We start from the raw sequence: 24,923 nt of genomic DNA on the forward strand, positions 1-24,923 counted from the left end.
GAGGACGTAATATTAAATCGCAAGGAGGAAATCAATGGATACAGCTGCAATTTATCATCGACCGGAAAGTGAATATGCATTTCTATATACGAATACAAAATTCCGTATCCGGCTTCGTACTCGGAAGAATGATATCAAAAAAGTATATGTGTTAAGCGGAGATCCGTATACCATAACAACTGAAAAATGGTATCAAAAAGAACGATCAATGAAAAAATGTCTAAGTACAAATGTTCATGATTATTGGGAAGTTGAATTGACAAGTGAAACAAGACGATTACAATACGCGTTCCATGTTATTGGAGAAGACAGCACGGATTGTTTCTATGGGGATCAAGGTGTTTTTCCTTATCGAAAAAATGTGATTGCTGAACCAAATTTTTATTTTCGAATGCCTTATTTCCATCAAATTGATCGCTTCGTTGTACCAGAATGGGTGAAAGAAACAGTATGGTATCAAATTTTTCCTGAAAGATTTGCAAATGGGGATAAAGCAAATGATCCCGATCATACTTTGGCTTGGGGAAGCAAAGATCCAGATCGTGAAGATTTCTTTGGCGGGGATTTACAAGGTGTGATGGATCATCTGGATTATTTGACAGACCTTGGTATCAATGGAATATACTTTTGTCCCATATTTAAAGCTACATCCAATCACAAGTACGATACGATCGACTATTATGAAGTCGATCCCGCGTTTGGAAATAAAAAACTTTTAAAAAACTTAATTGATGAAGCGCATAAACGAGGGATACGTATCATGTTTGATGCTGTATTCAATCATATGGGGATCCATTCGCCCCAATGGCAAGATGTACTCGAAAACGGAGAAAATTCAATCTATAAAGACTGGTTCCATATCCGCTTTTTCCCAGTAGATTCCTATCAGATGACTGATGTGCCAGAAACTGCTGAAAATATTCCATACGATACTTTTGCTTTTACTCCATTCATGCCCAAACTAAATACAGCAAATCCAGAGGTTCAAAAATATTTACTAGATATTGCCACCTATTGGATAAAAGAATTCGATATTGATGGATGGCGACTAGATGTTGCTAACGAAGTGGATCATCATTTTTGGAAAAAATTTAGAGAAGAAGTTACAGCCATCAAACCTGATATCTATATCCTGGGAGAGATCTGGCATTCCTCACAAGCTTGGCTACAAGGGGATGAATTCCACGCAGTAATGAATTACGCATTTACAGATTCAATTAAAGATTATTTTGCAAAAAAGAAAATTACAGCTTCGCAAATGGTCAGTGGAATGAATCATCAGCAAATGCTTTACAGAGATCAGGTGAACGAAGGGACATTTAACTTATTAGATTCTCATGATACTGCAAGGATCTTAACTCTTTGTAATGGGAACAAGGAATTGATGAAATCTGTGATGACTTTTATGTTTCTTCAAAAAGGATCTCCTTGTATCTATTATGGGACAGAAGTAGGGATGACTGGTGGAGAAGACCCAGATTGTCGAAAATGTATGATCTGGGAAAAAGAAAAACAAGATCTAGAACTGTTCGGTTTTATAAAAGAACTCGTTTCTCTTAGGAAACAGTTGTCTAAGATTCTTTCTGAAGGGGCTACCCAATGGTTAATAGTAAATGATCGTGAAGATAAGCTCTATTTTGTACGTGAACTAGAGGGGCAGATTATCCATATTTACTTCAATCAGTCAGAAGAACCTTGGATAGTAGAACAGGAAAATGAGGTTATTCTTAGTCAAAATTGTCAGTTATTAGAAGATGGGAAAGCAGAGATACAGCAATACGGATTTTTGATTATGTGTTGAAAAACTGTTACCGGTAACAATAAGAAAGCGTTTGCAAATGAAGGTTTGTGCCCATTATAATAATGGTGTAACAGCACGTTGAATACACAGGAGGAAATGAAGATGAAAAAACGAAACGCGAAAAAATTAGGTTTAGGGTTAGTCTCTTTAGGAATCTTAGGCGGATTAGCGGCTTGTGGCAATGGTAATTCTTCAGCAGAAGGGGACACGGAAGAAGGAAAAACGTTAACAGTCTCCGTTGATTCTGGATATAAAGATTATATAAACGAAATAAAAGATACATTCGAAAAAGAAAACGATGTGAAGATCAAGCTGGTAGAAAAGGACATGTTCGATCAGTTAGAATCATTAGCGTTAGATGGTCCTGCTGGAAAGGGACCTGACGTTATGATGGCAGCATATGACCGGATCGGTGCGTTAGGACAGCAAGGACATCTGGCGGAAGTAAAACTGGGAAATGAATCAGCTTACGATGAAACAGACAAGGCCCAAGTGACTTATGATGGAAAAATCTATGGAGAGCCTGCAGTAATCGAGACCCTTGTTTTGTACTATAACAAAGATTTAGTCGATACAGCACCAGCGACGTTTAAAGATTTGGAAAATCTATCCAAAGACAGTCGTTTTGCTTTTGAGTCAGAAGCAGGAAAAAATACAGGATTTTTAGCTAAATGGACTGACTTTTATTATTCCTATGGTTTGATTGCAGGTTACGGTGGCTATGTATTCGGTGATGATGGTACAGATCCTTCTGATATCGGTTTGAATAATGCAGGTGCTGTAGAAGGAATTTCTTATGCAACAGATTGGTTCCAAAATGTTTGGCCTAAGGGAATGCAAGACATAAAAAGTGCAGGAGACTTCGCCAGCCAGCAATTCATGTCCAATAAAACTGCAGCAATTATTGACGGCCCATGGCAAGCGCAAACATACAAAGAAAACAATATCAATTATGGTGTTGCAAAAATTCCTACTCTAAACAATGGACAGCCTTATCAACCATTTGGCGGAGGAAAAGGATGGGTAGTCAGCAATTACGCTAAAAACAAAGATCTCTCTCAAAAATGGCTCGATTATGTAACGAATCAGGAGAATCAAGATAAATTCTTTGAAATGGTAAATGAAATCCCAGCAAACCAACAAGCTCGGGAAACAGCAAAGGCTAAAAACGATGAATTAACAACAGCTGTGATCGAACAATATGAAACAGCTCAAGCAATGCCAAACATCCCAGAAATGGGTGAAGTTTGGACAGGTGCAGAAAACTTGATGTTCGATGCAGCATCAGGTTCAAAAACACCAAAAGAATCCGCAGATGAAGCAGTGAAAACAATCAGTGAAGCCATAGAACAAAAATACTGATTAAAATGATAACCGTCCATTTTTATAAAAAATGGAACAGGTGCTTCAGATAGAGGTGGCAAGAGCGGGATGGAAAATTATCTTGCTCTTGTTGCCATTATCTTAAAAGTAGTTTGCGGTTCAGCAAGTTTAGAGGGGGCATTCAGATGCAGCAAGATAAAACAAGCCAGATCAACGAAAAAAAAATCACGCTTTGTTCACTTATTCCGGGGATGGGGCAGTTTGTAAATGGCCAAACTTTTAAAGGTATCGTTTTTTTCGCCATATTCGTCCTATTCATTGGTCAGATGTTCTTGGGCGGATTTCATGCATTGATAGGATTGGTTACTTTGGGAAGTATACCAATGGAAGATCATTCATTATTTATTTTGATTGAAGGCACTTTGCAATTCATCATTACGATCATTTTCTTGATTTTTTACGCTTTGAATCTTTTAGACGCCTATCGAGTAGCAAGGATGCGTAAAGAGGGCAAAAAAATCAATCGGACGATGAAGGAAGTCATACATAATATAGGTGATGAAGGTTTTCCTTATCTATTGACACTTCCCGCGTATCTTCTCATGATTTTTACCATCATTTTCCCAGTCTTAGTCACATTATTTACTGCATTTACCAATTATGACTTTAATCATATTCCACCAGCTAGTTTGATTGATTGGGTAGGGGCTAAAAACTTTTTTAGCATCTTCTTCTTGAGTTCATATCGCAATACTTTTTTTGTAGTCTTTTCATGGACCGTGATTTGGACGTTATGTGCAACAACTTTGCAAATCACCCTTGGTATTCTCACAGCGGTTGTTGCTCACCAGAAATTTATTAAATTCAAACGTATTTTCGGTATCATTTTCTTATTACCATGGGCGGTCCCAGCTTTTATTACTATCATGAGTTTTTCGAATATATTCAACGATAGCGTAGGTGCCATCAATACTCAAGTGATTCCTTTCATAAACCAGCTTCCTTTTGTAGACATCAGTGCAATCTCTTGGAAAACGGACCCGAACTGGACGAAAGTGGCAATCATCTTAGTTCAAGGATGGTTAGGATTTCCCTATATCTATGTAATGGTTACAGGGATTTTACAGTCGATTTCTGAAGATTTGTATGAAGCAGCAAAAATCGATGGAGCAAATGCATGGCAACGTTTTTCAAATATCACACTTCCAGCTGTATTTCTAGTTGCAGCACCAACGTTTATTACCCAATATACTGGGAATTTCAATAATTTTTCTATGATCTACCTATTTAACAATGGAGGCCCCGGAAGCGTGGGTGGAGGAGCTGGTTCTACTGACATCCTGATTTCATGGATTTATAAACTTACGACTGGAACTTCTCCGCAGTATTCTATGGCTTCAGCCATCACGTTGATTATCTCCATCATCGTTATCTGCGTATCTTTGCTAGTGTTCAAAAAGACAAATGCGTTCAATATGGGGGATTAAACAATGAAAAAATTTCATTCGAGTGCACGATTCCAAAAACGGCTTTCTCACTTTTTTACTTACTTTTTTCTTTTGCTGTTATCAGTCATTATTATCTATCCACTTTTGATCACAGCAAGTACTGCCTTCAAGTCAGGGAACATTGCGGCTTTCAGTTTGGATTTTTCAAGCGACTGGACTTTAGGGAATTTCACGCGGCTGTTCAGTGAAACACTTTACGGGACTTGGTATAAAAATACGTTAATCATCTCTGTCCTAACGATGATCGTACAAGTAACTGTAGTAACTTTAGCCGGCTATACGTATAGCCGTTATCGTTTTATCGGACGCAAATCAAGTTTGATGTTCTTTTTAGTGATTCAGATGGTACCGACTATGGCAGCACTGACTGCCTTTTATGTCATGGCTTTCTTATTAGAGGCGCTAGATAAGTATTGGTTCTTGACGATGATCTATATAGGCGGTGGGATTCCAATGAATACTTGGCTGATGAAAGGATACTTTGACACAGTACCAATAGATTTAGATGAATCTGCTAAACTTGATGGGGCAGGACATTTCAGGATTTTTTTCCAGATTGTATTACCTCTTGTCAAACCAATGCTCGCCGTTCAAGCATTATGGGCATTCATGGGACCTTTTGGCGACTTCATGTTAGCGAAGTTCTTGCTTCGAACACCTGAAAATCAGACTGTTGCTGTCGGCCTGCAAACATTTATTTCTGATGTGACAAATCAAAGGGTCTCCTTGTTTGCTGCTGGAGCAATCTTGATTGCCCTACCGATTTGTCTATTATTCTTCTTTTTACAAAAGAACTTTGTTACCGGCCTGACATCTGGCGGAACAAAAGGATAGGAGCAGAGGATCATGCAAACATTTCCGTTAAATTATTTTTCCACTTTACGTACGCCAACTCAAGTGTTTGCGGGACGCAAACTATTATCCTGGCCAAAATTTTTCTTGATATTTGTATTTTTAGTTTCCTTGATGGTCATGCCTGTGACTCTTTTTTATGCCAATCAGATCCAAGCGATTCCATTAGAACAATTTCTATCTGTTCATTCGTTGATCGATGAACAAGGAACCAAAAAATTTTCTGAACTTGAATTATCTGAAACTGGGTTACAATCATCGCAACAAACGATAGCTGTGACCCCTGAAATTTTGGTAGGTGTGTCTTTATCTGAGAAACAACAAGCCGATCATGAAACTTTTATTGATTTTGAGAAGGAACAATGGGTGATCCAGCAAAAGGATAAATCTGGTATACGCCGCTATACGATGAATTATAGTCCATCTTTCCAACCAGATTCTGTACGTACGCCCGAAGATTTCCAACGATTTTTAGAAAGAGAATTTTATGCCAGTAATCGTCCAACAATCATTTTATCTTATAGTTTCAGTCTTGGTCTTGTCCTATTTGTCATGACGAGTCTCATTTTATTCGGGGCTTCCTTTTTCTTGTGGATGACAAGAAAAAGCCAACTTTCATCCATTCATACATTCAAAGAGAGTGCAAATTTGATGCTGAATGTGATGGGGATAGGATCCATGGTAGCAGCAGTTGTAGGGTTTATCCACTTTGACTTTATCTTGATGCTAAGTGTCCAAACAATGATAACTGTCTTGCTGCTTCTATGGGTTTTTGCTAAGACAAAATTCAAAGATAAGCGTGTCGAATGACAAGTTTAAGCGATTTGTGCGACAATGAATGTGAAAAAAATGAAAAATAAAGTAGTTTTTGAAAAATTTCTGAAAAAATTAAACTTCTTAGTTGATTCTTTTCTTTTTTAGTATTAACGTAATAGGGTAGTTTTTTTAAGGAGGAAAATCATGTTAGAGAAAACTTTATACAATCAATTATTTTCACGTTCTTTCTCGCTCCCTGTCGAAGTAAATTATTGGGACGGTACAACGAAACAATACGGAGATACGGACACTCCTCCCCAAATCAAAATCAATATCCATGAAGAAATCCCAATGAAAGAGATTACAAGCAACGCTTCTTTGGCACTAGGAGAAGCCTATATGGATCATCGAATCGAGATCGAGGGAAGTATCCAAGTATTGATCAACGATGCTTATCAGCAAGCAAACAGTTTTTTACGAGGAAAAGATTATCTAAAATGGCTGCCAAAGAAAGAAAAACATACAAAACAAAAAAACAAAGAAGATATCCATGCGCATTATGACTTAGGTAACGACTTTTATAAACTTTGGCTAGACCCAACTTTGACTTATTCTTGTGCCTATTTCAACACACCTGAAGATACGTTGGAACAAGCACAAATCAATAAAGTCCATCATATTTTAGACAAACTCTTTATCAAAGAAGGCGAAACGTTGCTTGATATCGGTTGTGGCTGGGGAACATTGATGTTCACTGCTGCCAAAGAATATAACGTCAAAGCAACTGGGATCACTCTAAGTGAAGAACAATACGATTTGATCACCAAAAAAATCAAAGAAGAACATTTAGAAGATAAATGCCGTGTATTATTAATGGATTACCGTGAACTAAAAGGCGAAACGTTTGATCATATCACAAGCGTAGGTATGTTCGAACATGTAGGCTCTGAAAATCTTGAAGGTTATTTCAAAGTCGTAAAAGATTTATTGAAACCAAAAGGAACAGCTTTGATCCATGGAATCAGCCGACAACAAGGCGGTGCGACAAATGCTTGGATCAATAAATATATTTTTCCTGGCGGTTATGTCCCTGGTGTTACTGAGTTAGTTGATAATATTACAAAAAACGATTTGCAATTGATCGATTTAGAAAGTTTGCGTCGTGACTATCAATTGACATTAGAGCATTGGACAAAAAATTTCCATCAAGTCCAAGATCAAGTCACGAAAGAAATGGGTGATTCCTTCTATCGAATGTGGGATTTATATTTACAAGCTTGTGCAGCCTCATTTGAGTCAAGCAATATCGATGTAATTCAATATCTGCTTGTTCAACCTGGAAATAATGATATCCCAATGCATCGTGCATAATTGATATAAAAGGCAGTTTAAAAGCTATTTAATTATTTAATAAATGGAAGCTAAGTGTTATGATACTCCCGAATTGAGATTTTAGTCTAACTTCTAGGGTTGTCTCTAAAACTTAGCTTCTTTTTTATTTTCATAATAATAACGTTGTTCTTTAATTTTTAAACATGACAGAAATTTTTTTCTTCGTTATACTTGTATAGAATACTATTTTATAATAAGGGAGATAAAATCAATGAAGAAAACTGTTATTTATACTAGTTTATTTGCGGCTTTGTTTTTAGCTGCTTGTCAATCAAACACCAATCAAGGAACATCTGGGAATACATCTTCCAGCAGTGAACAACGCTCTTCTCAGGTATCGGAATCCTCAACAAACGCAAGTACATCTTCATCTAGTCAAACAAAGAATTCGAGTGAGGCAATGGGCCAGTCAGCTATCAAAGTGTCCGCAGCTCGTGCGATTGAATTGTTTAAAGATAAGTATCCAGATACTGCTATTACTAGTTTGGAACTAGATAGTGATTGGGGATCATACTTCTACAAGATAGAAGGTGTCGATGATCAAAAAGAATATGAAGCAAGAATCGATGCTCAGAATGAAAAAATGGAAACAGAGAATCCAGAAACACTAGATCAAGAGGATCAAAATGGTCAAAAGAAAAAAGAAGATGGTCTAGCTGTTGATAAATTGATCACGATTGAGGAAGCCGCAAAGATTGCTGTCGATAAAGTAGGAAGCGGTACAGCAACAGATTGGGATCTGGATAAAGATCTAGGTACTACTTATTGGGAAGTCAAAGTAAAAAACGGTAATCAAAGTACATCAGTCAAGATCAATAGCCAAACAGGGGAAGTACTATCAACCGAACAAGATGATTAAGAAATTCGTTGAAAAACAAGAGTTGATTTTTCTTTTAGTCATGATACACTAGATAAAATAACTTGTTTGAAGGAGCGATTTACTTGAGTTTAGAAACGACCTTTGCCAATCATACCTTTGCCAACCCTTTTATGAATGCATCTGGTGTACACTGCATGACTACCCAGGAATTAGACGAGCTGGCTCATTCAGAAGCAGGAGCATTTATCACTAAGAGCTGTACAATCAATGAACGAAAAGGAAATCCCGAACCACGCTATTTTGATGTTCCTTTAGGCAGTATCAATTCTATGGGGCTTCCAAACTTAGGCTTTTCTTATTATCTAGAGTATGCTCTTGCGTATGAAAAAGCGCAGAAAAACCCAAATCAACCATTATTTTTTTCGATCGCCGGGATGAGTGTCCAAGAAAATTTGGAAATGCTTGGGGAAATAGAAAAAAGTGGATTCAAGGGGATTACTGAACTAAATTTATCTTGTCCAAATGTGCCTGGTAAACCACAACTAGCTTACGATTTTGAGGCCACTTATGAAACACTGAAAGAAGTATTCAGCATCTTTTCTAAGCCGCTAGGAATCAAATTGCCTCCTTATTTTGATTTTGCTCATTTTGATCAGATGGCAGATATCTTGAATCAATTCCCGTTGACATATGTCAATGCTATCAACAGTGTGGGCAATGGGTTGTATATCGATACAGACAAAGAAGCAGTGGTCATCAAACCAAAAGAAGGGTTCGGCGGCATTGGCGGAGAGTATATCAAGCCAACCGCTTTAGCAAATGTCCGCGCTTTTTATACGCGTTTGAAACCAGAAATCCAAATCATCGGTACAGGTGGGATTCGGACAGGACAAGATGCATTTGAACATCTGCTATGTGGCGCAAGCATGTTGCAGATTGGTACCGAGCTTCACAAAGAAGGACCGGAAATCTTTTCTAGAATCACAAACGAATTAACTCAGATTATGTCAGAAAAGGGATATGCGTCTATTGACGAATTTAAGGGTAAATTACGCACTATTTCTTAGTAAAAAGACGAAGATCAATCATGATCTTCGTCTTTTTTTATAAAAAACACTTGTCTGTTCATTTATGTGCAAGCGTACTCATTGTATGTTAGACGAACTTGTGGGAAAATAACAGGGGCAAAAAGGAGGATAATATGAAAGATGCAACAGAATTAGCGAAAGGACTTAAAGAAAAAGAATTTAGTTTTCAAGAATTAGCTGCTGATGTACAGAAAAAAATAAAGAAACAAAATCATGAATTGAATGCGTTTGTTGCACTTGAACCATTCGAGAATAGTTCCACTGAACGATTGATTCCCCAGTCAGAAAAAGGACCATTGGCAGGTATTCCATTCCCTTTAAAAATGCTCGGTCAAGAAAAAAAGGGATGGCTAGCTACTTCAGGATCTCGTTTATTTGAAACACATCGAGCTTCTCATACATCCAATTATGTACAGCAAGCAGAAGCGATAGGGCTAGTTCCTTTTGGACAAACCAATGCGCCAGAGTTTGGTTTCAAAAATATTACAGACCCCGTCATCTATGGCCCAGCAAGAAACCCCTGGAACCTTGAATGTACACCGGGCGGATCAAGCGGAGGCGCTGCTGCTGCAGTTTCAGCGGGAATCGTTCCTTTAGCTGGCGCTAGTGATGGTGGTGGTTCTATTAGAATACCCGCTTCGTTTTGCGGATTGATTGGGCTGAAACCTTCGCGAGGGACGATGCCAGTTGGTCCATATGCTTGGCGAGGATGGCAAGGAGCTGCTATTGATTTCGGTTTGACGGTTTCTATGAGAGACACGGAGGCTTTATTTTATGGGATGAGAAGCATCCATTCCGGTGCGCCATATCAAGTATCGCCAGTTGAGTGGCAAACACATCCAAGAAAAAAACGTTTGAAGATAGCTTTTTGTGTTGATTCACCGATCCACTCACAGATTAGTGAAGAGGCAGTACTTGCTGTAAAAAAAGCTGTAAATTTCCTTGAAAAAGAAGGGCATGATTTGACGGAGATTCCTTACCCACTAGATGGTCGTAAACTGATTACGTCTTATTACCAGATGAATGGCGCAGAGACAGCAGCAATGATCCACTCGATTGAAACAGGCATCCAGCGAACTGTCAGAAAAGAAGAACTTGAGCCGATCTCTTGGACTTTGTTCCAATATGGTCAGAAACTTTCTGCCGCTACTTACATTGATTCTCTGCATGTATGGGATGAAGCAGCAATTGTCATGGAAAACTTGCATCAAGAATATGATTTATTCCTTTCACCAACGACTGCATTTACCGCCCCTAAAATCAGCGAAGATTTGCAAAGTGATACGATAAGAGCACAGATGGAACACATCCATGATTGTTCTGAAGTACAAGCTTTAGAAGTTGTTTCTTCTATGTTTGAGGACAGCCTGAAGGTCACACCTTATACACAATTGGCTAATCTGACTGGACAACCAGCAATCAGCTTGCCTACTCATTTGACAAAAGAAAACATGCCTCTCGGAATTCAATTTATGTCCGCCAGAGGAAGAGAAGATTTGCTGCTTCAAATCGGCTATCTATTTGAAGCAAGTCACCAGTTCCATTTACCAAATCCGTGGAAATAGCAGAAACAAGGAGAAGAAAAAATGAAGAAAAAAAGATTGTTTGCTCTAATAACTAGCGCCTTTTTTATTTTAAGCGCTTGCGGTACAGCTGCCGCTAACCAAGAAGATCACAGCTGGAGTAATGTGGAAAAAAAGAAAGAATTGGTAGTAGCAACTTCTGGCACACTATTTCCCGCTTCTTATTATAATGATCAAAATGAATTAGTTGGTTATGACGTAGACTTGGCGAAAGAGGTAGCCAAACGTTTAAATGTCAAAATCTCCTTTAAAGAATACAATGTGGATGGACAAATCACTTCTGTTTCAAAAGGAGAATCAGATTTTGCTGCGAACGATTTTGGTATCACAAAAGAAAGAGAAAAAAAATTCTCCCTTTCAGAGCCTTTCAAATATTCATTTGACAGTATGATCGTACGAAAAAAAGATGATTCAGGAATCCACTCACTTGATGATCTTAAAGGAAAAAAAGCAGCTGGCGAACCCAATACTAGCTATATGCGTTTAGCGGAAAAATACGGAGCTAAATTAGTCACTTACGATAACGCCACGAATGATCAATATTTAAGCGATGTAGCAAACGGTCGAACAGACGTTATTTTAAATGATTATTATTTACAGAAAATGGCCGTATCTGCTTTACCAGATATCCCCGTAAAAATCTTGGAGAACGTTTATTTCAATGAAAACGAAAGTGGTTTTTTATTGAAAGAAGGAAATGATGCTCTGAAAAAGAAAATCGATGGCGTATTAAAAGAGATGAAAGAAGACGGGACGACAAAGAAAATATCTGAAAAATATTTTCAAACTGATGTTTCAGTCAAACCGAAAGAAACGATGACTGAGTCGGTGAGTGATTGATGTACTTTCCTCTCATTGATTTTTCCCTCATGTGGACTTCACTTCCTTTCGTACTGCAAGGCTTGGTATACACATTAGGGATCGGCTTCGTGTCTTTTGTTTTAGGAAACTTGGTAGGGTTGCTTTTGACAGTTCTAGGTCTTTTGGATTGGCTACCTCTGAATGTATTTATTCGTTTTTATTTATCGTTCTTTAGAGGTATTCCCGCACTAGTCTTGCTGTTCTTGCTATATTTCGGGTTACCTTATCAATTAAGTGCCTTAACGGCTTCAGTCATCTGCTTTACGATTACCAGCAGTGCATTTATTGGTGAAATCTATCGAGGATCACTAGCAGGCGTTTCTTCAGGTCAGTGGGACGCTGGTTTAGCTTCCGGTTTTTCTTTCTTTGGGGTATTGAAATATATCGTTTTGCCGCAAGCCTTTCGAATCTCGGTACCGGCACTCAGTAACGTAGCTATGGATTTAGTGAAAGGTACTTCGTTAGCGGCAACGATCACAGTGCCAGAAATATTTCAAAAAGCAAAGATCATAGGTGGTCGGACATTCGATTATTTTTCTCTCTATATTTTAGTTGCACTGATTTATTGGGTCATTTGTATCGGGATCGAAAAAGTGCAACAGTATTTAGAAAAACGTTCCGTCCATCAGTCAATCTGAAAAATAGAAATGGTGCTAGCGTGGCAAGCATCATTTCTATTTTTGTTTCTTGTGTATTCTGTCTAGTATTTTAAAATCATTTCATGTAAAATGTAAGACGAAAATATGTTCGGAGGTAAAAACATGAAAACCCCGCTAACCATCGAAATAGAATCCTCATTATACCAATATTGCATCGAGCAGGGCGGCTTAGTCGTAGAAGAAGTCACGATGCCTGATGACCAAGGAATTGTAGATACGCTTAGCTGCTTGACAAAATTTGATGGAAGCCGAGAATGGCGATGCTATGAGCTGAAAGTGACAAAAGCAGATTTTCGTTCTACAGCCAAACTGTCATTTGTCGGGCATTATAATTATTTTGTTTTGCCAAGTAAACTATATGAAGAAGTGAAAACAGAGATCCCTACAGGAATAGGTGTACTAGTATATCGCCCGTACACGATCGAAGAGGAAATGCCTGCATCTGGTACATTTATGATTGCGAAAAAAGCAGCAAAGAAGGAGCTTGCTGTACCGGAAGAAGCTTTGACAAACCGTTTTATGGCTTCTTTATTCAGAGAAGTAAGAAAAGCAAAGCAAATGGAGCGAGGCGTAAAATATTTTCCAACAGATCAATTGTACAAAGAATTGAAAAGACGTTCAGAAAACCAAGATCCATTTTCTAACGAACGATATTATGAACGGTTTTTAGAGGAAATAGCTAGTCAGGCAATCAATGAGTTGCAAGAAGAAGTTGCTGCGCTTCAACATGATTATGAATACTTAAGGCAACAACAGCAGATCCGGCGGTTGCCCACAGAGCCATTGGAGTGAAAAATATGTACTATCCTTATTTAAGAGGAAAACAATTTGACCTATTAGCATTAAAAGAAGCATTGTCGCGAGGACTGCTCTCCAATAAAATCCATCCGGTAATCGAACCAGTACGTGATTCCGCTACGCTTAAAAACGTGATCGAATTATTTCAAAAAAAGCACCATCCAATCGCTGTGATCCAAAATCCCCAAGTAGGACAATTCAAATTATTCGATCAGCATGTGCACAGTTGGACAGTCAAGGAACATAGCTCTGTCGTCTCTGCACAGATTTTAACGCCAGAAAATCTTAACGACGTACTGGATTCACCTCCAACGTTTCTGATTTTCGATGGACAACACTACCCAAAAGACGCAGAGGTATGGAAACAGCTGGCAGGAGTCGATTCGAAATTCTTGATACCAGATGCTAGCCGCTTTCGCATCTGGCTGCCCGAAAACAAAATTGTGATCCGTGACTCTTTTCAAACGAGAAAGCATGTTGAAAGTTATGCAGATAAAACAGACGACTTTTTTAGCGATGACTATCTTTTTTTCCACGAAGACGGATATAGTGGATTTTCTGATTTCACGATCGAAGGCAGCCGTTATTTCGATAAAGGGTTTCCTAGCCGAGCGCTTGCTATCCATCTAACGTATATCGATGCTTACGGTAATATTCGCGTAAAGCATTTTGTCTCTGACAGTAATGATTCCGCTAAAGATCAAGCATTGAAGTTTCTTGAAGCAGGAGATAAAATGAAAAAATGGATCATGCGTCACCATCATCAGCTCTTAATCACTTCAGGAATGATTGAATTACTGGCTCTCTACCAGCAACAAAAATTTCCAGGACTCGGAGTATTGAAAAAATGGTCGCTAATGCATCATTTGGAACTTATCAGTCAACTACTGGATCATCCAAAAAATTGGCTTAGAAGTTATTCAAAAGTTCCTGAACTGTATGAAGTGATCCAAAATCAGAAAATATAAATGAAAAAGAAACAGAAAAGAGGTAACTGGATGTGTATATTCGGCTAACAAGAAAAGAAGAAGTAGAAGAAGTGGTAAAAATTATTGATGCTGCAGCGGAATTTATTGCTTCGCAAGGCTCTCCCCAATGGCAGAACGAGCAGAAACCAACAAAAGAAACGATTTTGAACGATATTGAAAGAAAAGAAAGCTATGTATTAATAGTCGAAGATCAAATTGTTGGAACAGCTGCATTAGTCTCAGGCGTGGATCCCGTTTACACAAAAATAGATGGTAGTTGGAAAAAATCAACTGGTCCTTATTTATCGATTCATCGTGTTGCTTTAGCAGAAAGTACTCGAGGAAAAAAACTAGCAAAACCGTTCTTAGAACATTTGTTGACGATTGCAGCCAGCAAAGATATTCAAGATGTCCGTATCGATACTTATCCAGCTAATGAACCGATGGAAAAGACCATCTATTCTGCTGGATTCACTTATCAAGGGATGATTGAATTCCCTTTTGAACATGGTGAAAGAAAAGCGTATCAAAAAATAATCAAGTGAGTAATAAAAGCATCTTCACAAGGATGAAGACTTAATAATACGAAAAAACAACTAGCTGATCGCTAAGAGAGTGGGACAGTAGTGGTGAGCTTCAAGAAATAATTTTCGAAGAAGCTACTTCTGAAACACCGTTTATCGAGAGGTCGTGACACCATTTTTGTCGCGGCCTCTCAGCTTATCTTACGGATATTTTGTTAATCTGTTTCTATCAATAATCCTTTTTTTATTTTATCTGCTGCTTCTTGGAACGCTCCATCGTTTGACACGACTAAAAGTGTGGGAATAGCTGCCAACCGTTCCAGTTGAGCTAAGTCTTCCGCATGAACTGCCATTCTGGCCGAAATCTGTTCGGGTGAATCTCCACGCTTTTTCAGGCGCGATTGTAGTGTTTCTTTAGAAATCGTAATAAAGATCGGACGGACTACCGTGCCAAAATACTCGTATAAATGCCAAAAACCATTTGCCGTCAAAACGGCATAACAATTTCCTTCCTTCAGTTTTTTGGTAATCTCTGCCTTGCTGGAACCATATTTATGTTGAGCATATTGATCCCACTCTGCAAATTCGTCTCGCTTGATCATCTGATTGAATGTATCGTCGGATACAAAATAATAATCCACTTGATCTTTTTCTCCAGGTCTTGGTGATCGATTCGTGTAAGTAATGATCTTTTGTTCCGGCTGAAAAACAGCTTCTGCGAGTGAAGTTTTCCCAGAACCAGAAGGACCGATAAACACATAGCAATAATTCATCATCATTTCTCCTTTGATATTTGAGCAACTGAAAAAGCTTTGGAAATATTTCCAAAGCTTTTGAAAGCAACATTGCTTTTTTGTTTATTATACCAGTAATCCAGTCACAATAGCACTTAAAAAGCTGACTAAAGTCGCTGTTAACAAGATCTTCAACCCATGTTTTGCAACAAGATTTCCTTTTTCTTCGTTTAACCCCTTCATCGCACCGGAAATGATCCCGATAGAAGAGAAGTTGGCAAATGAAACAAGGAAAACAGATATGATCGCTGTTGTGCGTTCAGTAAAATGGAAATGACCGTTAGCTAATTCTGTCATAGCAACAAATTCATTTGTAACCAATTTAGTCGCCATGATACTACCAGCATCCACTGCTTCTTTCCATGGGATTCCACTGATGAAGGCAAGAGGGGCAAAGATATAACCTAAGATTTCTTGGAAAGTAATACCGAATATCCCGTGAAAGATAGCATTGATCATGGCAATCAGGGCAACGAATCCGATAAGCATAGCAGCAACCGTGATTGCCACATGGAAACCATCAAGAATGTATTCTCCCAACATTTGGAAAAAGGTCTGTTCTTTGTTTTCTTCAATAATTAGTTCGTCTTCTTTTTCTTCTAATACATAGGGATTCACAATCGAAGCCAGAATATATCCGCCAAATAAATTCAAAACAAGGGCAGTAATCACATATTTGGAATCGATTAGTGCCATATAAGATCCGACGATTGACATAGACACTGTAGACATAGCCGAGACACTCATGGTGAATAAACGTTTCTCAGATAAGAAAGGTAATTCCTTCTTTATGGAAATAAATACTTCCGATTGCCCTAAAATAGCAGAAGCTACTCCATTGTAGGATTCTAATTTGCCCATTCCGTTGATTTTACTTAACCCAAGACCAACGGCTTTCATAAACAATGGAAGAATTTTAATGTAGCGTAAAATCCCGATAATAGCAGAAATAAATACGATTGGCATCAATACGGAAAGAAAGAAAGGCGCACTTCCTTTATTTGCTACACCGGCAAAAACAAAGTCAACACCCTGCCCAGCAAAAGCAAGAAGATGATCAAACATTTTTGCCAATACAGAAACAACCGCTGTACCAAAAGTTGTACGTAACAATACGAAACCAAGAACAAGCTGTAAAACGAACATCACAATTAGTGGTTTCAATTTGATTGCTTTTTTGTTGCTACTGATCAAATAAGCAAGACCTAATGTGACAAATAAACCAATAATACCTAATAAATAACTCAAATAATCACTCCTATTCCAAATTCCGTTTTATTTTACCTGTTTTGTAAATAAAATACTAATCTTTAGTGAAATTTTCATTACTTTTTTAGAGTAAAACGCATTCATTTTCCATTAGAATACAAAGCAACCAAAATAAATTGAAAAAACAGATAAAAGACGCTAAAAAAACTGATGTTCCATTGTTTTTTCGTATTTCAAATAGAGAGGGAAAGCAAGTTAAAGTATGAGAAATAAAATTTATCACACTCTTGTTTTTTCTTTCAAACTGAATATCTCTCAAGAAGGGACAAGAAGTGTATCCACTTAGTGATGGCTATAAAAAAACGAAACTATTGTTTAAGCTAATGCTAATAGTTTCGTTTTCATCCTTTATAAGTGAATTTTTTCTATTGGTAGTATAGATTTTCTGAAGGGTAGACAGGTGCGCAAGTAATATCGATTCCTAATTTTTTCAATGTTTGTTCATCATTTTTATTGACCATCACAGTGGAGTGGGCTTGCGCTCCCTCAAGTTCAGCTAGTTTATCATAAGCAACTTGAGCGATTGGATTCGTTACTGCACTGATTGATAAAGCGATCAAGACCTCATTGATGCTTAGTGCATCCAAAGAGGAATGAAGTGTCTTTGACTTCAATCCTTGTATTGTTTCAAGAACTAATGGTGATAATAAAGGAATGTCATCTGCAATATGCGCTAAATGTTTTACTGCATTTAAGATGACTGCCGCTGACGCATCCATCAATGAGCTTGTACGTCCGGTAATAATGACTTCGTCTGGTAATTCGATTGCAATCACAGCAGAAGGATCTTTTGTAGGACTTTGTGCTTGAATTTTATCTGCATAATCATGGGCAGGAACGACAACGTTTCGGTCTTCAGGGCGTAATCCGACTTCTTCCATAATTAGTTTGATTCGATTAACTGCTTCTTCGTCAATCAATCCTTTTTTGAAGTCACACTCTATTTGGAAATAGCGGCGGATGATTTCTTGTTTAGAAGCTTCTTGGACAACCGCATCATCCACGATACCAAATCCTACACGATTCACACCCATGTCAGTAGGAGATTGATAAACAGATTCTTTACCAGTAATTTTTTCAATAATACGTTTGATTACAGGGAAGGTTTCAACATCTCGATTATAATTTACAGCTACTTTATTGTAGGCGTCAAAGTGGAAGGAATCGATCATATTGACATCCTTCAAATCGACTGTGGCTGCTTCATAGGCAATGTTCAATGGATGTTTCAACGGAACGTTCCATACTGGAAAAGTTTCGAACTTGGAGTAACCAGCCGCATGTCCTTTTTGGCTTTCATGATACAGTTGGTTCAAACAAGTAGCGAGTTTTCCGCTTCCTGGTCCAGGGGCTGTCACTACAACGATTGGTTTAGTTGTTTCAATGTATTCGTTTTTCCCAAACCCATCTTCTGAAACGATTTTTTCTACGTTGACTGGATAGTCTTCGATTTCTGAATGTTTATAGACTTTGATATTTCGTCTTTCTAGTTTATTGATAAAGACTTTCGTGGCAGGCTGGCCGTTATAGCGAGTGATAACGACACTGTTGATTAATAATCCATAACCACGTAATTCATCAATCAGCCGCAAGATATCCATATCATAAGTAATCCCATAATCACCGCGGATCTTATTACGCTCAATGTCTCCGGCATAGACGCAAATCAGTATTTCAGCCTGATCTTTTAATTTTTGTAGCAGTTTGATTTTCGCATCTTCTTCAAATCCTGGAAGTACACGTTTTGCATGTTTGTCATCCACTAGCTTTCCACCAAATTCCAAATATAACTTATCATAGTGGTTCACTCGTTCCAAAATATACGCGGACTGCTCTTCAATATATTTCTCTGAATCAAAACCAATTTTTTTCACTGGGTTCCCTCCTTAAGTACTAAAGCATTTTTTCATTTTTTTTTGGATTCGTCAACTGGAAGAGCAAAATTCCTCAAAAAAACAAAGAAAATGGTTTAAACCAACTTGTCTAGATAGTTATTCATTGGTATGATAGTTTTTGATAAGGAAGGTGCTACATGAAAAAAAGACAGAAAAAGAAAAACGCATATAAACACTATATCCGTTCGATTTTTACCGGTTATGAAAAAATGCTTGAAGATCCCGAATTAGAACAATTGACGTTTACTTATTTAAACGAAGAAACGCAACTAACTCGTGATGACCATCAGCGCATTCATTTCACAACAAGAGATCTGCCTAGTAAATAAAAGAATATGATAAAAGTCATTGTATTCGATTCTGTCCTATCAGATGAATCAGATATCAAAGACTAGTTGATCGAAAAACAGGCTGTGCCAAATTTTGGTGCAGCCTGTTTTATGGAGCATTGCCCGCTCTTTTTTATAACAATTTTTTACAGAAAATGGTACTATTGAAGTATTAATAAGTGAAAATCAGATGAGTAAGAGGAGGCAAGTAGTATGAAAGAGCCAGATACAAACACAAATTATGAGCAAGGCGAACTAGAGGAGACGAGCACGAATCAGGATACAGCAAAAGAATCGTCTTCTTTTTATGATATCAAAGAAAAAGCAAGCATGAATCTTTCCCAATTATTAGAAGATTTACAGGCTTTTGAAAAAGCTGTCCGCGAAGAAGATATTCCTGAGATCTACCGTTTGTACAACGGCCGATTGAATGAAGAATTAAAACGAAGCTCAAATGAAAATCATGAGATTGACCAATTGCTGATGCGTAAGATCCATGATCGTTTTTTGCAAGAATTTCCTTTTATGGAACAAGTAGAAAGCATCTCACCAACGATGAGCTATTACAAAATCGGCACTTATTACCATGATCGCCCTACAATTGGTATCGATGCAAGTTTGCCAGAAATTTTTGTTTTGCCTAAGATCGATGAAGAGTGGGAGAGATATTCCCAACCGGAGACAACGGACTATGACAAAAAAATCAATGAGCTAGACGCAAAGGTGATCACAGCTCAGACAGAGATCGAACGTCTAGACGAACAGATAAAAGAAATCAATCGGCAGATGACTGATTTGGACGATAATAAAGGATTCTTGAATCGTAAGAAAATCGAGGAAGAAATTCAAGAATTAGAGAAGAAGAAGCAAGTGCTATCTAATGAAAAATTAGGCTGGCTTCCTTATATCGAGACACCTGAAACAATCCAGCAGCAAAAAGAAGCATTGAAACAAGAAGCAAGAGCGGACCAACTTCGCGCAGCCATCGTAGAAAAAGAGCAACGGCAAATCAGTCGCTATTTCGGTAGCAAAGAGGGGTTTGGTCAAGCAATCCATGAATTCTTGATGAATTATCTTGGTAATGAAAATCCTAATAATCAATCTAATGAAGGAGGTTCCGAGTATGAATGAACACGATGAAGCAGAATGGACAAAAAATGAAGCACAGACAGAAGATCATGAAGAAACGAACACTTCATTAGAGGAACAAACAAGTAAGCAAGTGGATGACACAGAAGAAGTCCCTATGCCAGAAGAAACAAAAATCCATGAAAAAGAAAAAGTAACTCCGACGAATACGGATACTTCAGAAAACACGCATGCTTATGAAGTATCTGAAAATCCCGGGTATTTAGAAGGAAAAGAGCAAGATCATCAAGATATCGTCAGTTTGATTGAAACAGCGGAAGCAGAATTAGCGGATTTACGTATGAGAAAATATTTGATTGAATCAGATTTTCCCGAATTATTAGAATCATATGACCGCTTTATATTGAATGAAGAACCGATCTCAACGATTGGAAAGACAAGTCTGATCGAATACTTCACATATGAATTACTGAAACCATTGAATGATATTGGTCTGGAACGATCAAATTCAGCTTATGACACATGGAAAACAAGACATTTCTCTATCAATTATACGTTGAATGGACAAAACGAATTAGTCTTTTCCTTTGTATTACCGACCATCGATCAACGATACCAAGTGGAATCGATGAGTCTTCTAAATGTATCACCAGAGACGATGGAAATCGATGTCCAAGATGATCGAGTGCTTTCTTTGATCCGATACTGGTCAGTTGATCGAGTATTCTCAGCAGGACAGATCACGATTTTCAATCACAAATTGAATCAATTATTAGCCCACGCTAGAACACTTGGTTTTACAGTTAATCAGACACTACTAGACAATACGAAGCCACTTCGTTTGAACCTTCAGAGCAAATTTGAATTGACGAATGAAGTATTGGATGATATTTTTATCGTGGCGATGAAAAATCCATCCTATGATATGGAAAAGATCAACGAAACTACTTATCAAGTACGATTAGATAAAGGACAGTCTTTAACGATAGCAACAAACGAAAAAGATCAAACGGTCTTGTCGATCTCATCTGGAGATTACCCACGATCCGTCATTGATTTCTTTATCAATTACGAATTCTTGGTTCCGTTAACGGTGAGAAAGTCCTGATTGGATAAGTTGGATTACCAGAGGTCATTCAGATAATTCTGTTCCAAAGGACTTGCGGCAGTTATCCAGAATAATTGTCACAAGTCTTTTCTGTATGTACTGAATGAACGTGAATCATCTGCTGGTGAAGGAGGAGTTACATCAAGAATGTCCACAAATAAAATCGCCCAGCTTAGCTTATTGTCTGCTGCTTGTGTAGCAGGTAGGATCGCTTTTCAATTTATTCCGAATTTCCAGCCAATGACTGCTATTTTTTTGTTTATAGTTCTTTACTTAAGCTTGAAAGATGCGCTAATTGTCATGAGTCTTTCTATCGCAATCAGCAGTTTTTATTTTGGTGTGGGTCCATGGGTCTTCGGTCAGTGGCTCAGCTATACCGTCGTTCTGGCGTTGTTTTCAATTTTCTGCTCGAGAAGAACAATCCTAAGGAATCTCTGGTTAAAAGGAACCTGCTTTTTTCTAGCAGGTATGGTTTATGGAATAGGGATGACTATTTTCGATACGCTGCTCTATCATTTACCTCAACCTTGGGTCTATTACCTTCAAGGAGTGTCGTTTGATCTGATGCACAGTATAGGTAATGTTGTGTTCTTCCTTGTTTTTCTGCCAGTCGTCAAACGTTTTTACAATCATTCAGGAGGAAAAAATGAAAAAAATAATTTATAGTCTGCTTGCAATGAGTGTCAGTGTACTCATGTTGACAAGTTGTAGTACAACCAACACACCATCGACTTCCAACCAAAAGGAGGAAGTAAAAACATCGCAAAAAGCAACGATCACGTAACAAGAAAATGGTCAAAACTTTTTGAAAAAAGAAGTGACTTTCAAAAAAGGAGAAACTTTGCTGACTATTTTGAAACAAAATTTTGAAGTCGAGGAAAATGATGGCTTCATCACTTCGCTTGAAGGGCATTCTCAGGATGAAAAGAATCAAACCTATTGGATGTTTACTGTGGATGGGAAAAGTGCTACTACTGGGGCAAAAGAGATCGAATTGAACAATGGACAATCGGTCATTTTCAATTTATCTAAATTATAAGTTTCATAAAAACTGTTAAAGGGCGGATATTGCTGCTCTTTAGTCAGTTCACTTGATGAAAGAAGGAAAAGAATATGGAAAATTTTAAAAAAAGCGGAATGTTTTCCGTAATTGCTGCTCTAGGAGCTAATATTCTAGTTGCTATCAGCAAATTTGTCGGCTATGCAATCAGTGGCAGTGCCGCCATGCTGAATGAAAGCATCCATAGTATCGTTGATTGTAGTAATCAGATTTTGCTGCTATTTGGCGATAAACAAGCTAATAAAGGTCAGAGCGACTTGCATCAATTTGGTGAAGGCCGAGCAAAATACTTTTTTAGTACGATCGTCGCAATGATGCTTTTCTTCGGTGGGGGAGCACTAGGGGTGATGGAAGCTTTTGAAAAATTGACGCATCCATCCCATGAAGTTGGTAATCCAATCATTGTCATTGCCATTTTGTTATTTGGTTTGGTAATCGAAGGAAGTTCTTTGCGTGTCGCAATGAAGGAAATCAAAGAATTGAATACTGAAAATCTTTCCACGATGCGCTTTTTGCGCGAAAGTCGACATAGTGAAATACTGATTATATTTACGGAAGACTTGTGTGCTGTAATCGGTTTGGTCTTGGCTTTAGCGGGAACAATCTTGACTTATGCAACCGGGATTGCTGCATTTGATGCTATCAGCGGATTACTGATCGGTTTCTTACTGATGGGAGCTGCGATTTTCCTAGCAAAAGAATTTTATAGTCTGATCATTGGTGAAAGTGTGACAGCAAGCGATTTATCAAAAATCAAGTTAGCCTTTGAACGACCTGATATCAGTCGGCTAATTGATATCAAAACCGTTCATTTAAGTCCAACGGAAATTTTAGTCGCTGCAAAAGCAGATATTGTTGGAAACAAAGAAAATGAAACGTATTCGATCATCAATGATATTGAAAAAAATATGCGTCAGTCTCTTCCTGACAAGAAGATGTATATATACATTGAAACAGATAAATATGACCCAAATTATTCTCACAAATAAAACGTATGTTCATGAATTGAAGCAAAAATGAGAAAAATATAATCTTGTTTTTAAATAAAACGGCTACAATTTAGCGAATTTATGTTACAATGAGTCCGCTGTTTATTTGTTGTAATTAAAGGAGATATTTTAATGAACAAAAAGAAAAGTGCGCCATGGCTTCAAGCTTTGCATGCAGTGATGCCGCTTTGTATAAGCTATATACCAGTGGGATTAGCTTGCGGAGTATTGTTGCAAAAAGTTGGATTTGATCCTCTCTTATCAGGGCTGTTATCGATTCTGGTCTTTTCCGGCGGCGCGCAGTTTTTAGTTGCATCTATGCTTACGACGCAAGCATCATTTGCAACGACATTATTGATGGTTTTCTTTTTAGAATTACGCTATACATTATTAGGAGCAAGTCTTGCCGGTTTTATGAAAAAAGAAAAGCGGACGTTTTTAGCTGTCTTTTCTCAATCACTGAATGATGAAAACTATGCGGTGAACTACTTAAAGTTCTCAACTGACCCCTCTTGGAACAAAAGAAAGGCTTTATATGTCAATTGGTTCTCAATGGCTGCATGGGCCGGTAGCAACATGATCGGTAATTTTTTTGGCTCGGTGATTCGAGTAGATGCTGACCTTGTCCATTTTGCTTTGACTGCTATGTTCATATTTATGTTTGTCATGCAAATGAAAAACGCACTACTGATCTTTACAGGTTTGTTTTCAGGTGTATTAGGGGTGATCTTCATGGTATTATTCCAAAACACATTCGGCTTGATTGCAGCTACTGTTATTGCTTCATTTGCCGGATTTATGTTGGAGAAGGCATTTAAAAAAGAAAAAGCCAAGAAACTAAGGGATCGCGGCAAAGATGTCAATGAACCGCTCTTCAACTTCCCGGAACAGGAGGCCAACCATCATGACTAAACTATATTTGCTGTTTTTAGTTGCTTGTCTGTTCATCGTTGCGTATATTCCGCGCTTGTTCCCGATGCTTTATTTTACTCATCGAAAAGTGCCATCTTGGTTTAGTGACTGGATGAAGTATGTACCAGTAGCATTGTTTGCGGCGTTAGCTTTCAAAGATGTCTTCATTACTCATGAACATCTGGATATTGCTTGGAATATCAAAATAGCTGCAATGATTCTAGTAGCAGGTGTGGCTTACAAAACACGTTCGATGGCATTGTCAGTTTTGACAGGACTTGCGTCTGTCTTTTTACTGTCCATGCTTTAAACTGTTTTATTCCCTAAAAAAACAGAGATTGCGACATAAGTTGTTCAAACTGATCTATCCAAACTGCATTTGCATCAGCCAATTGTGGATGCAAGTTCATTTATTCGGAGAAAAAGATTAGTGTTGACTTATGATGCAAGCTCTTTTTTGTTTTAAGAATTAAAGAGGGATTTGTCCTTCTATGTTTTTTTGCTATAATAGGGAAGATGTTTATTTTATGAAAGAATAGTTGAGG

Annotated in this window: 24 protein-coding genes and 1 pseudogene; 22 read left to right on the plus strand and 3 right to left on the minus strand. The window is 37.9% G+C overall.

Annotation, left to right across the window (positions count from 1 at the left end):
- The first annotated feature begins 34 nt into the window (after positions 1–34).
- The 14 genes from IGK53_RS06335 (at position 35) to IGK53_RS06400 (ending at position 14,954) form a co-directional block, all read left to right on the plus strand.
- Entirely contained in the window at positions 35–1,801 is a 1,767-nt protein-coding gene (locus IGK53_RS06335) for a glycoside hydrolase family 13 protein (RefSeq protein WP_002290726.1), read from the plus strand.
- Positions 1,802–1,903: 102 nt separating this feature from the next.
- Positions 1,904–3,163: an extracellular solute-binding protein gene (locus tag IGK53_RS06340; RefSeq protein WP_002329230.1), complete on the plus strand. Its 1,260-nt coding sequence runs from the start codon at positions 1,904–1,906 to the stop codon at positions 3,161–3,163.
- A gap of 146 nt (positions 3,164–3,309) precedes the next feature.
- Positions 3,310–4,611, plus strand: a complete 1,302-nt coding sequence (locus IGK53_RS06345) for a carbohydrate ABC transporter permease (RefSeq protein WP_002329229.1) — start codon at positions 3,310–3,312, stop codon at positions 4,609–4,611.
- A gap of 3 nt (positions 4,612–4,614) precedes the next feature.
- Complete coding sequence (locus IGK53_RS06350; protein WP_002290731.1) at positions 4,615–5,466, plus strand: sugar ABC transporter permease; 852 nt, start codon at positions 4,615–4,617, stop codon at positions 5,464–5,466.
- 12 nt (positions 5,467–5,478) lie between these two features.
- The gene (locus IGK53_RS06355) at positions 5,479–6,294 is read left to right on the plus strand and encodes a hypothetical protein (protein ID WP_002329228.1); all 816 of its coding nucleotides are present in this window, start codon (positions 5,479–5,481) and stop codon (positions 6,292–6,294) included.
- 150 nt (positions 6,295–6,444) lie between these two features.
- Positions 6,445–7,611, plus strand: coding sequence for an SAM-dependent methyltransferase (locus tag IGK53_RS06360; RefSeq protein WP_002329227.1), 1,167 nt, complete (start codon positions 6,445–6,447; stop codon positions 7,609–7,611).
- A 232-nt stretch (positions 7,612–7,843) separates the two neighbouring features.
- On the plus strand, positions 7,844–8,491 hold the full coding sequence (locus IGK53_RS06365) for a PepSY domain-containing protein (RefSeq protein WP_002329226.1): 648 nt from the start codon (positions 7,844–7,846) through the stop codon (positions 8,489–8,491).
- A gap of 83 nt (positions 8,492–8,574) precedes the next feature.
- Complete coding sequence (locus IGK53_RS06370; RefSeq protein ID WP_002329225.1) at positions 8,575–9,519, plus strand: dihydroorotate oxidase; 945 nt, start codon at positions 8,575–8,577, stop codon at positions 9,517–9,519.
- Positions 9,520–9,653: 134 nt separating this feature from the next.
- Positions 9,654–11,105, plus strand: coding sequence for an amidase (locus tag IGK53_RS06375; protein WP_002329224.1), 1,452 nt, complete (start codon positions 9,654–9,656; stop codon positions 11,103–11,105).
- A 21-nt stretch (positions 11,106–11,126) separates the two neighbouring features.
- Positions 11,127–11,963, plus strand: a complete 837-nt coding sequence (locus IGK53_RS06380; protein ID WP_002335720.1) for a transporter substrate-binding domain-containing protein — start codon at positions 11,127–11,129, stop codon at positions 11,961–11,963.
- A complete protein-coding gene (locus tag IGK53_RS06385) occupies positions 11,963–12,622 on the plus strand; it encodes an amino acid ABC transporter permease (protein ID WP_002290742.1) in 660 nt (219 codons plus the stop codon). Before IGK53_RS06380 ends, IGK53_RS06385 begins: the two co-directional genes overlap by 1 nt.
- A gap of 123 nt (positions 12,623–12,745) precedes the next feature.
- Positions 12,746–13,435, plus strand: coding sequence for a hypothetical protein (locus IGK53_RS06390; RefSeq protein WP_002290743.1), 690 nt, complete (start codon positions 12,746–12,748; stop codon positions 13,433–13,435).
- Positions 13,436–13,440: 5 nt separating this feature from the next.
- Positions 13,441–14,409 (plus strand): sce7725 family protein, encoded by a 969-nt coding sequence (locus IGK53_RS06395; RefSeq protein ID WP_002329222.1) that lies wholly within the window; start codon positions 13,441–13,443, stop codon positions 14,407–14,409.
- Positions 14,410–14,441: 32 nt separating this feature from the next.
- Complete coding sequence (locus IGK53_RS06400) at positions 14,442–14,954, plus strand: GNAT family N-acetyltransferase (protein ID WP_002329221.1); 513 nt, start codon at positions 14,442–14,444, stop codon at positions 14,952–14,954.
- Between the two features lie 194 nt (positions 14,955–15,148).
- On the opposite strand, the gene IGK53_RS06405 is transcribed toward IGK53_RS06400, so the two are convergent.
- From IGK53_RS06405 to IGK53_RS06415, 3 genes are all read right to left on the minus strand, one after another.
- Positions 15,149–15,706 carry a guanylate kinase gene (locus IGK53_RS06405; RefSeq protein ID WP_016853262.1) on the minus strand — a complete coding sequence of 186 codons (558 nt, stop codon included), beginning with the start codon at positions 15,704–15,706 and terminating at the stop codon, positions 15,149–15,151.
- A gap of 87 nt (positions 15,707–15,793) precedes the next feature.
- Positions 15,794–16,975, minus strand: coding sequence for a NupC/NupG family nucleoside CNT transporter (locus tag IGK53_RS06410; RefSeq protein WP_002290754.1), 1,182 nt, complete (start codon positions 16,973–16,975; stop codon positions 15,794–15,796).
- A gap of 386 nt (positions 16,976–17,361) precedes the next feature.
- A complete protein-coding gene (locus IGK53_RS06415; RefSeq protein ID WP_002329219.1) occupies positions 17,362–18,870 on the minus strand; it encodes a DUF1846 domain-containing protein in 1,509 nt (502 codons plus the stop codon).
- 158 nt (positions 18,871–19,028) lie between these two features.
- Between IGK53_RS06415 and IGK53_RS06420 the strand changes: the two genes are divergently transcribed.
- The 8 genes and pseudogenes from IGK53_RS06420 to IGK53_RS06455 all read left to right on the plus strand — a co-directional run bounded on the left by IGK53_RS06420 (position 19,029) and on the right by IGK53_RS06455 (position 24,688).
- Entirely contained in the window at positions 19,029–19,220 is a 192-nt protein-coding gene (locus IGK53_RS06420; RefSeq protein WP_002290760.1) for a hypothetical protein, read from the plus strand.
- Positions 19,221–19,433: 213 nt separating this feature from the next.
- A complete protein-coding gene (locus tag IGK53_RS06425; protein ID WP_002329218.1) occupies positions 19,434–20,351 on the plus strand; it encodes a coiled-coil domain-containing protein in 918 nt (305 codons plus the stop codon).
- Entirely contained in the window at positions 20,344–21,417 is a 1,074-nt protein-coding gene (locus IGK53_RS06430; protein ID WP_196019041.1) for a hypothetical protein, read from the plus strand. The genes IGK53_RS06425 and IGK53_RS06430 overlap by 8 nt, the downstream gene beginning before the upstream one ends.
- Positions 21,418–21,564: 147 nt before the next feature.
- Complete coding sequence (locus IGK53_RS06435; protein WP_002329216.1) at positions 21,565–22,083, plus strand: hypothetical protein; 519 nt, start codon at positions 21,565–21,567, stop codon at positions 22,081–22,083.
- Positions 22,064–22,456 (plus strand): annotated as a pseudogene (locus tag IGK53_RS06440) (DUF4430 domain-containing protein). Before IGK53_RS06435 ends, IGK53_RS06440 begins: the two are co-directional and overlap by 20 nt.
- 74 nt (positions 22,457–22,530) lie before the next feature.
- Complete coding sequence (locus IGK53_RS06445; RefSeq protein ID WP_002329214.1) at positions 22,531–23,466, plus strand: cation diffusion facilitator family transporter; 936 nt, start codon at positions 22,531–22,533, stop codon at positions 23,464–23,466.
- 132 nt (positions 23,467–23,598) lie between these two features.
- Complete coding sequence (locus IGK53_RS06450; protein ID WP_002306712.1) at positions 23,599–24,378, plus strand: AzlC family ABC transporter permease; 780 nt, start codon at positions 23,599–23,601, stop codon at positions 24,376–24,378.
- Entirely contained in the window at positions 24,371–24,688 is a 318-nt protein-coding gene (locus tag IGK53_RS06455; RefSeq protein ID WP_002290769.1) for an AzlD domain-containing protein, read from the plus strand. Before IGK53_RS06450 ends, IGK53_RS06455 begins: the two co-directional genes overlap by 8 nt.
- Positions 24,689–24,923 lie beyond the last annotated feature (235 nt).

The organism is Enterococcus sp. DIV1224, from assembly GCF_050555455.1.
Lineage (GTDB): Bacteria > Bacillota > Bacilli > Lactobacillales > Enterococcaceae > Enterococcus_B > Enterococcus_B lactis.

Coding starts and splice junctions, on each gene's coding strand:
- IGK53_RS06390 (WP_002290743.1), top strand. CDS start 12,746: ATGAAAACCCCGCTAACCATCGAAATAGAATCCTCATTATACCAATAT.
- IGK53_RS06395 (WP_002329222.1), top strand. CDS start 13,441: ATGTACTATCCTTATTTAAGAGGAAAACAATTTGACCTATTAGCATTA.
- IGK53_RS06405 (WP_016853262.1), bottom strand. CDS start 15,706: ATGAATTATTGCTATGTGTTTATCGGTCCTTCTGGTTCTGGGAAAACT.
- IGK53_RS06340 (WP_002329230.1), top strand. CDS start 1,904: ATGAAAAAACGAAACGCGAAAAAATTAGGTTTAGGGTTAGTCTCTTTA.
- IGK53_RS06350 (WP_002290731.1), top strand. CDS start 4,615: ATGAAAAAATTTCATTCGAGTGCACGATTCCAAAAACGGCTTTCTCAC.
- IGK53_RS06355 (WP_002329228.1), top strand. CDS start 5,479: ATGCAAACATTTCCGTTAAATTATTTTTCCACTTTACGTACGCCAACT.
- IGK53_RS06420 (WP_002290760.1), top strand. CDS start 19,029: ATGAAAAAAAGACAGAAAAAGAAAAACGCATATAAACACTATATCCGT.
- IGK53_RS06455 (WP_002290769.1), top strand. CDS start 24,371: ATGACTAAACTATATTTGCTGTTTTTAGTTGCTTGTCTGTTCATCGTT.
- IGK53_RS06435 (WP_002329216.1), top strand. CDS start 21,565: ATGTCCACAAATAAAATCGCCCAGCTTAGCTTATTGTCTGCTGCTTGT.
- IGK53_RS06365 (WP_002329226.1), top strand. CDS start 7,844: ATGAAGAAAACTGTTATTTATACTAGTTTATTTGCGGCTTTGTTTTTA.
- IGK53_RS06430 (WP_196019041.1), top strand. CDS start 20,344: ATGAATGAACACGATGAAGCAGAATGGACAAAAAATGAAGCACAGACA.
- IGK53_RS06375 (WP_002329224.1), top strand. CDS start 9,654: ATGAAAGATGCAACAGAATTAGCGAAAGGACTTAAAGAAAAAGAATTT.
- IGK53_RS06450 (WP_002306712.1), top strand. CDS start 23,599: ATGAACAAAAAGAAAAGTGCGCCATGGCTTCAAGCTTTGCATGCAGTG.
- IGK53_RS06345 (WP_002329229.1), top strand. CDS start 3,310: ATGCAGCAAGATAAAACAAGCCAGATCAACGAAAAAAAAATCACGCTT.
- IGK53_RS06380 (WP_002335720.1), top strand. CDS start 11,127: ATGAAGAAAAAAAGATTGTTTGCTCTAATAACTAGCGCCTTTTTTATT.
- IGK53_RS06335 (WP_002290726.1), top strand. CDS start 35: ATGGATACAGCTGCAATTTATCATCGACCGGAAAGTGAATATGCATTT.
- IGK53_RS06425 (WP_002329218.1), top strand. CDS start 19,434: ATGAAAGAGCCAGATACAAACACAAATTATGAGCAAGGCGAACTAGAG.
- IGK53_RS06360 (WP_002329227.1), top strand. CDS start 6,445: ATGTTAGAGAAAACTTTATACAATCAATTATTTTCACGTTCTTTCTCG.
- IGK53_RS06445 (WP_002329214.1), top strand. CDS start 22,531: ATGGAAAATTTTAAAAAAAGCGGAATGTTTTCCGTAATTGCTGCTCTA.
- IGK53_RS06385 (WP_002290742.1), top strand. CDS start 11,963: ATGTACTTTCCTCTCATTGATTTTTCCCTCATGTGGACTTCACTTCCT.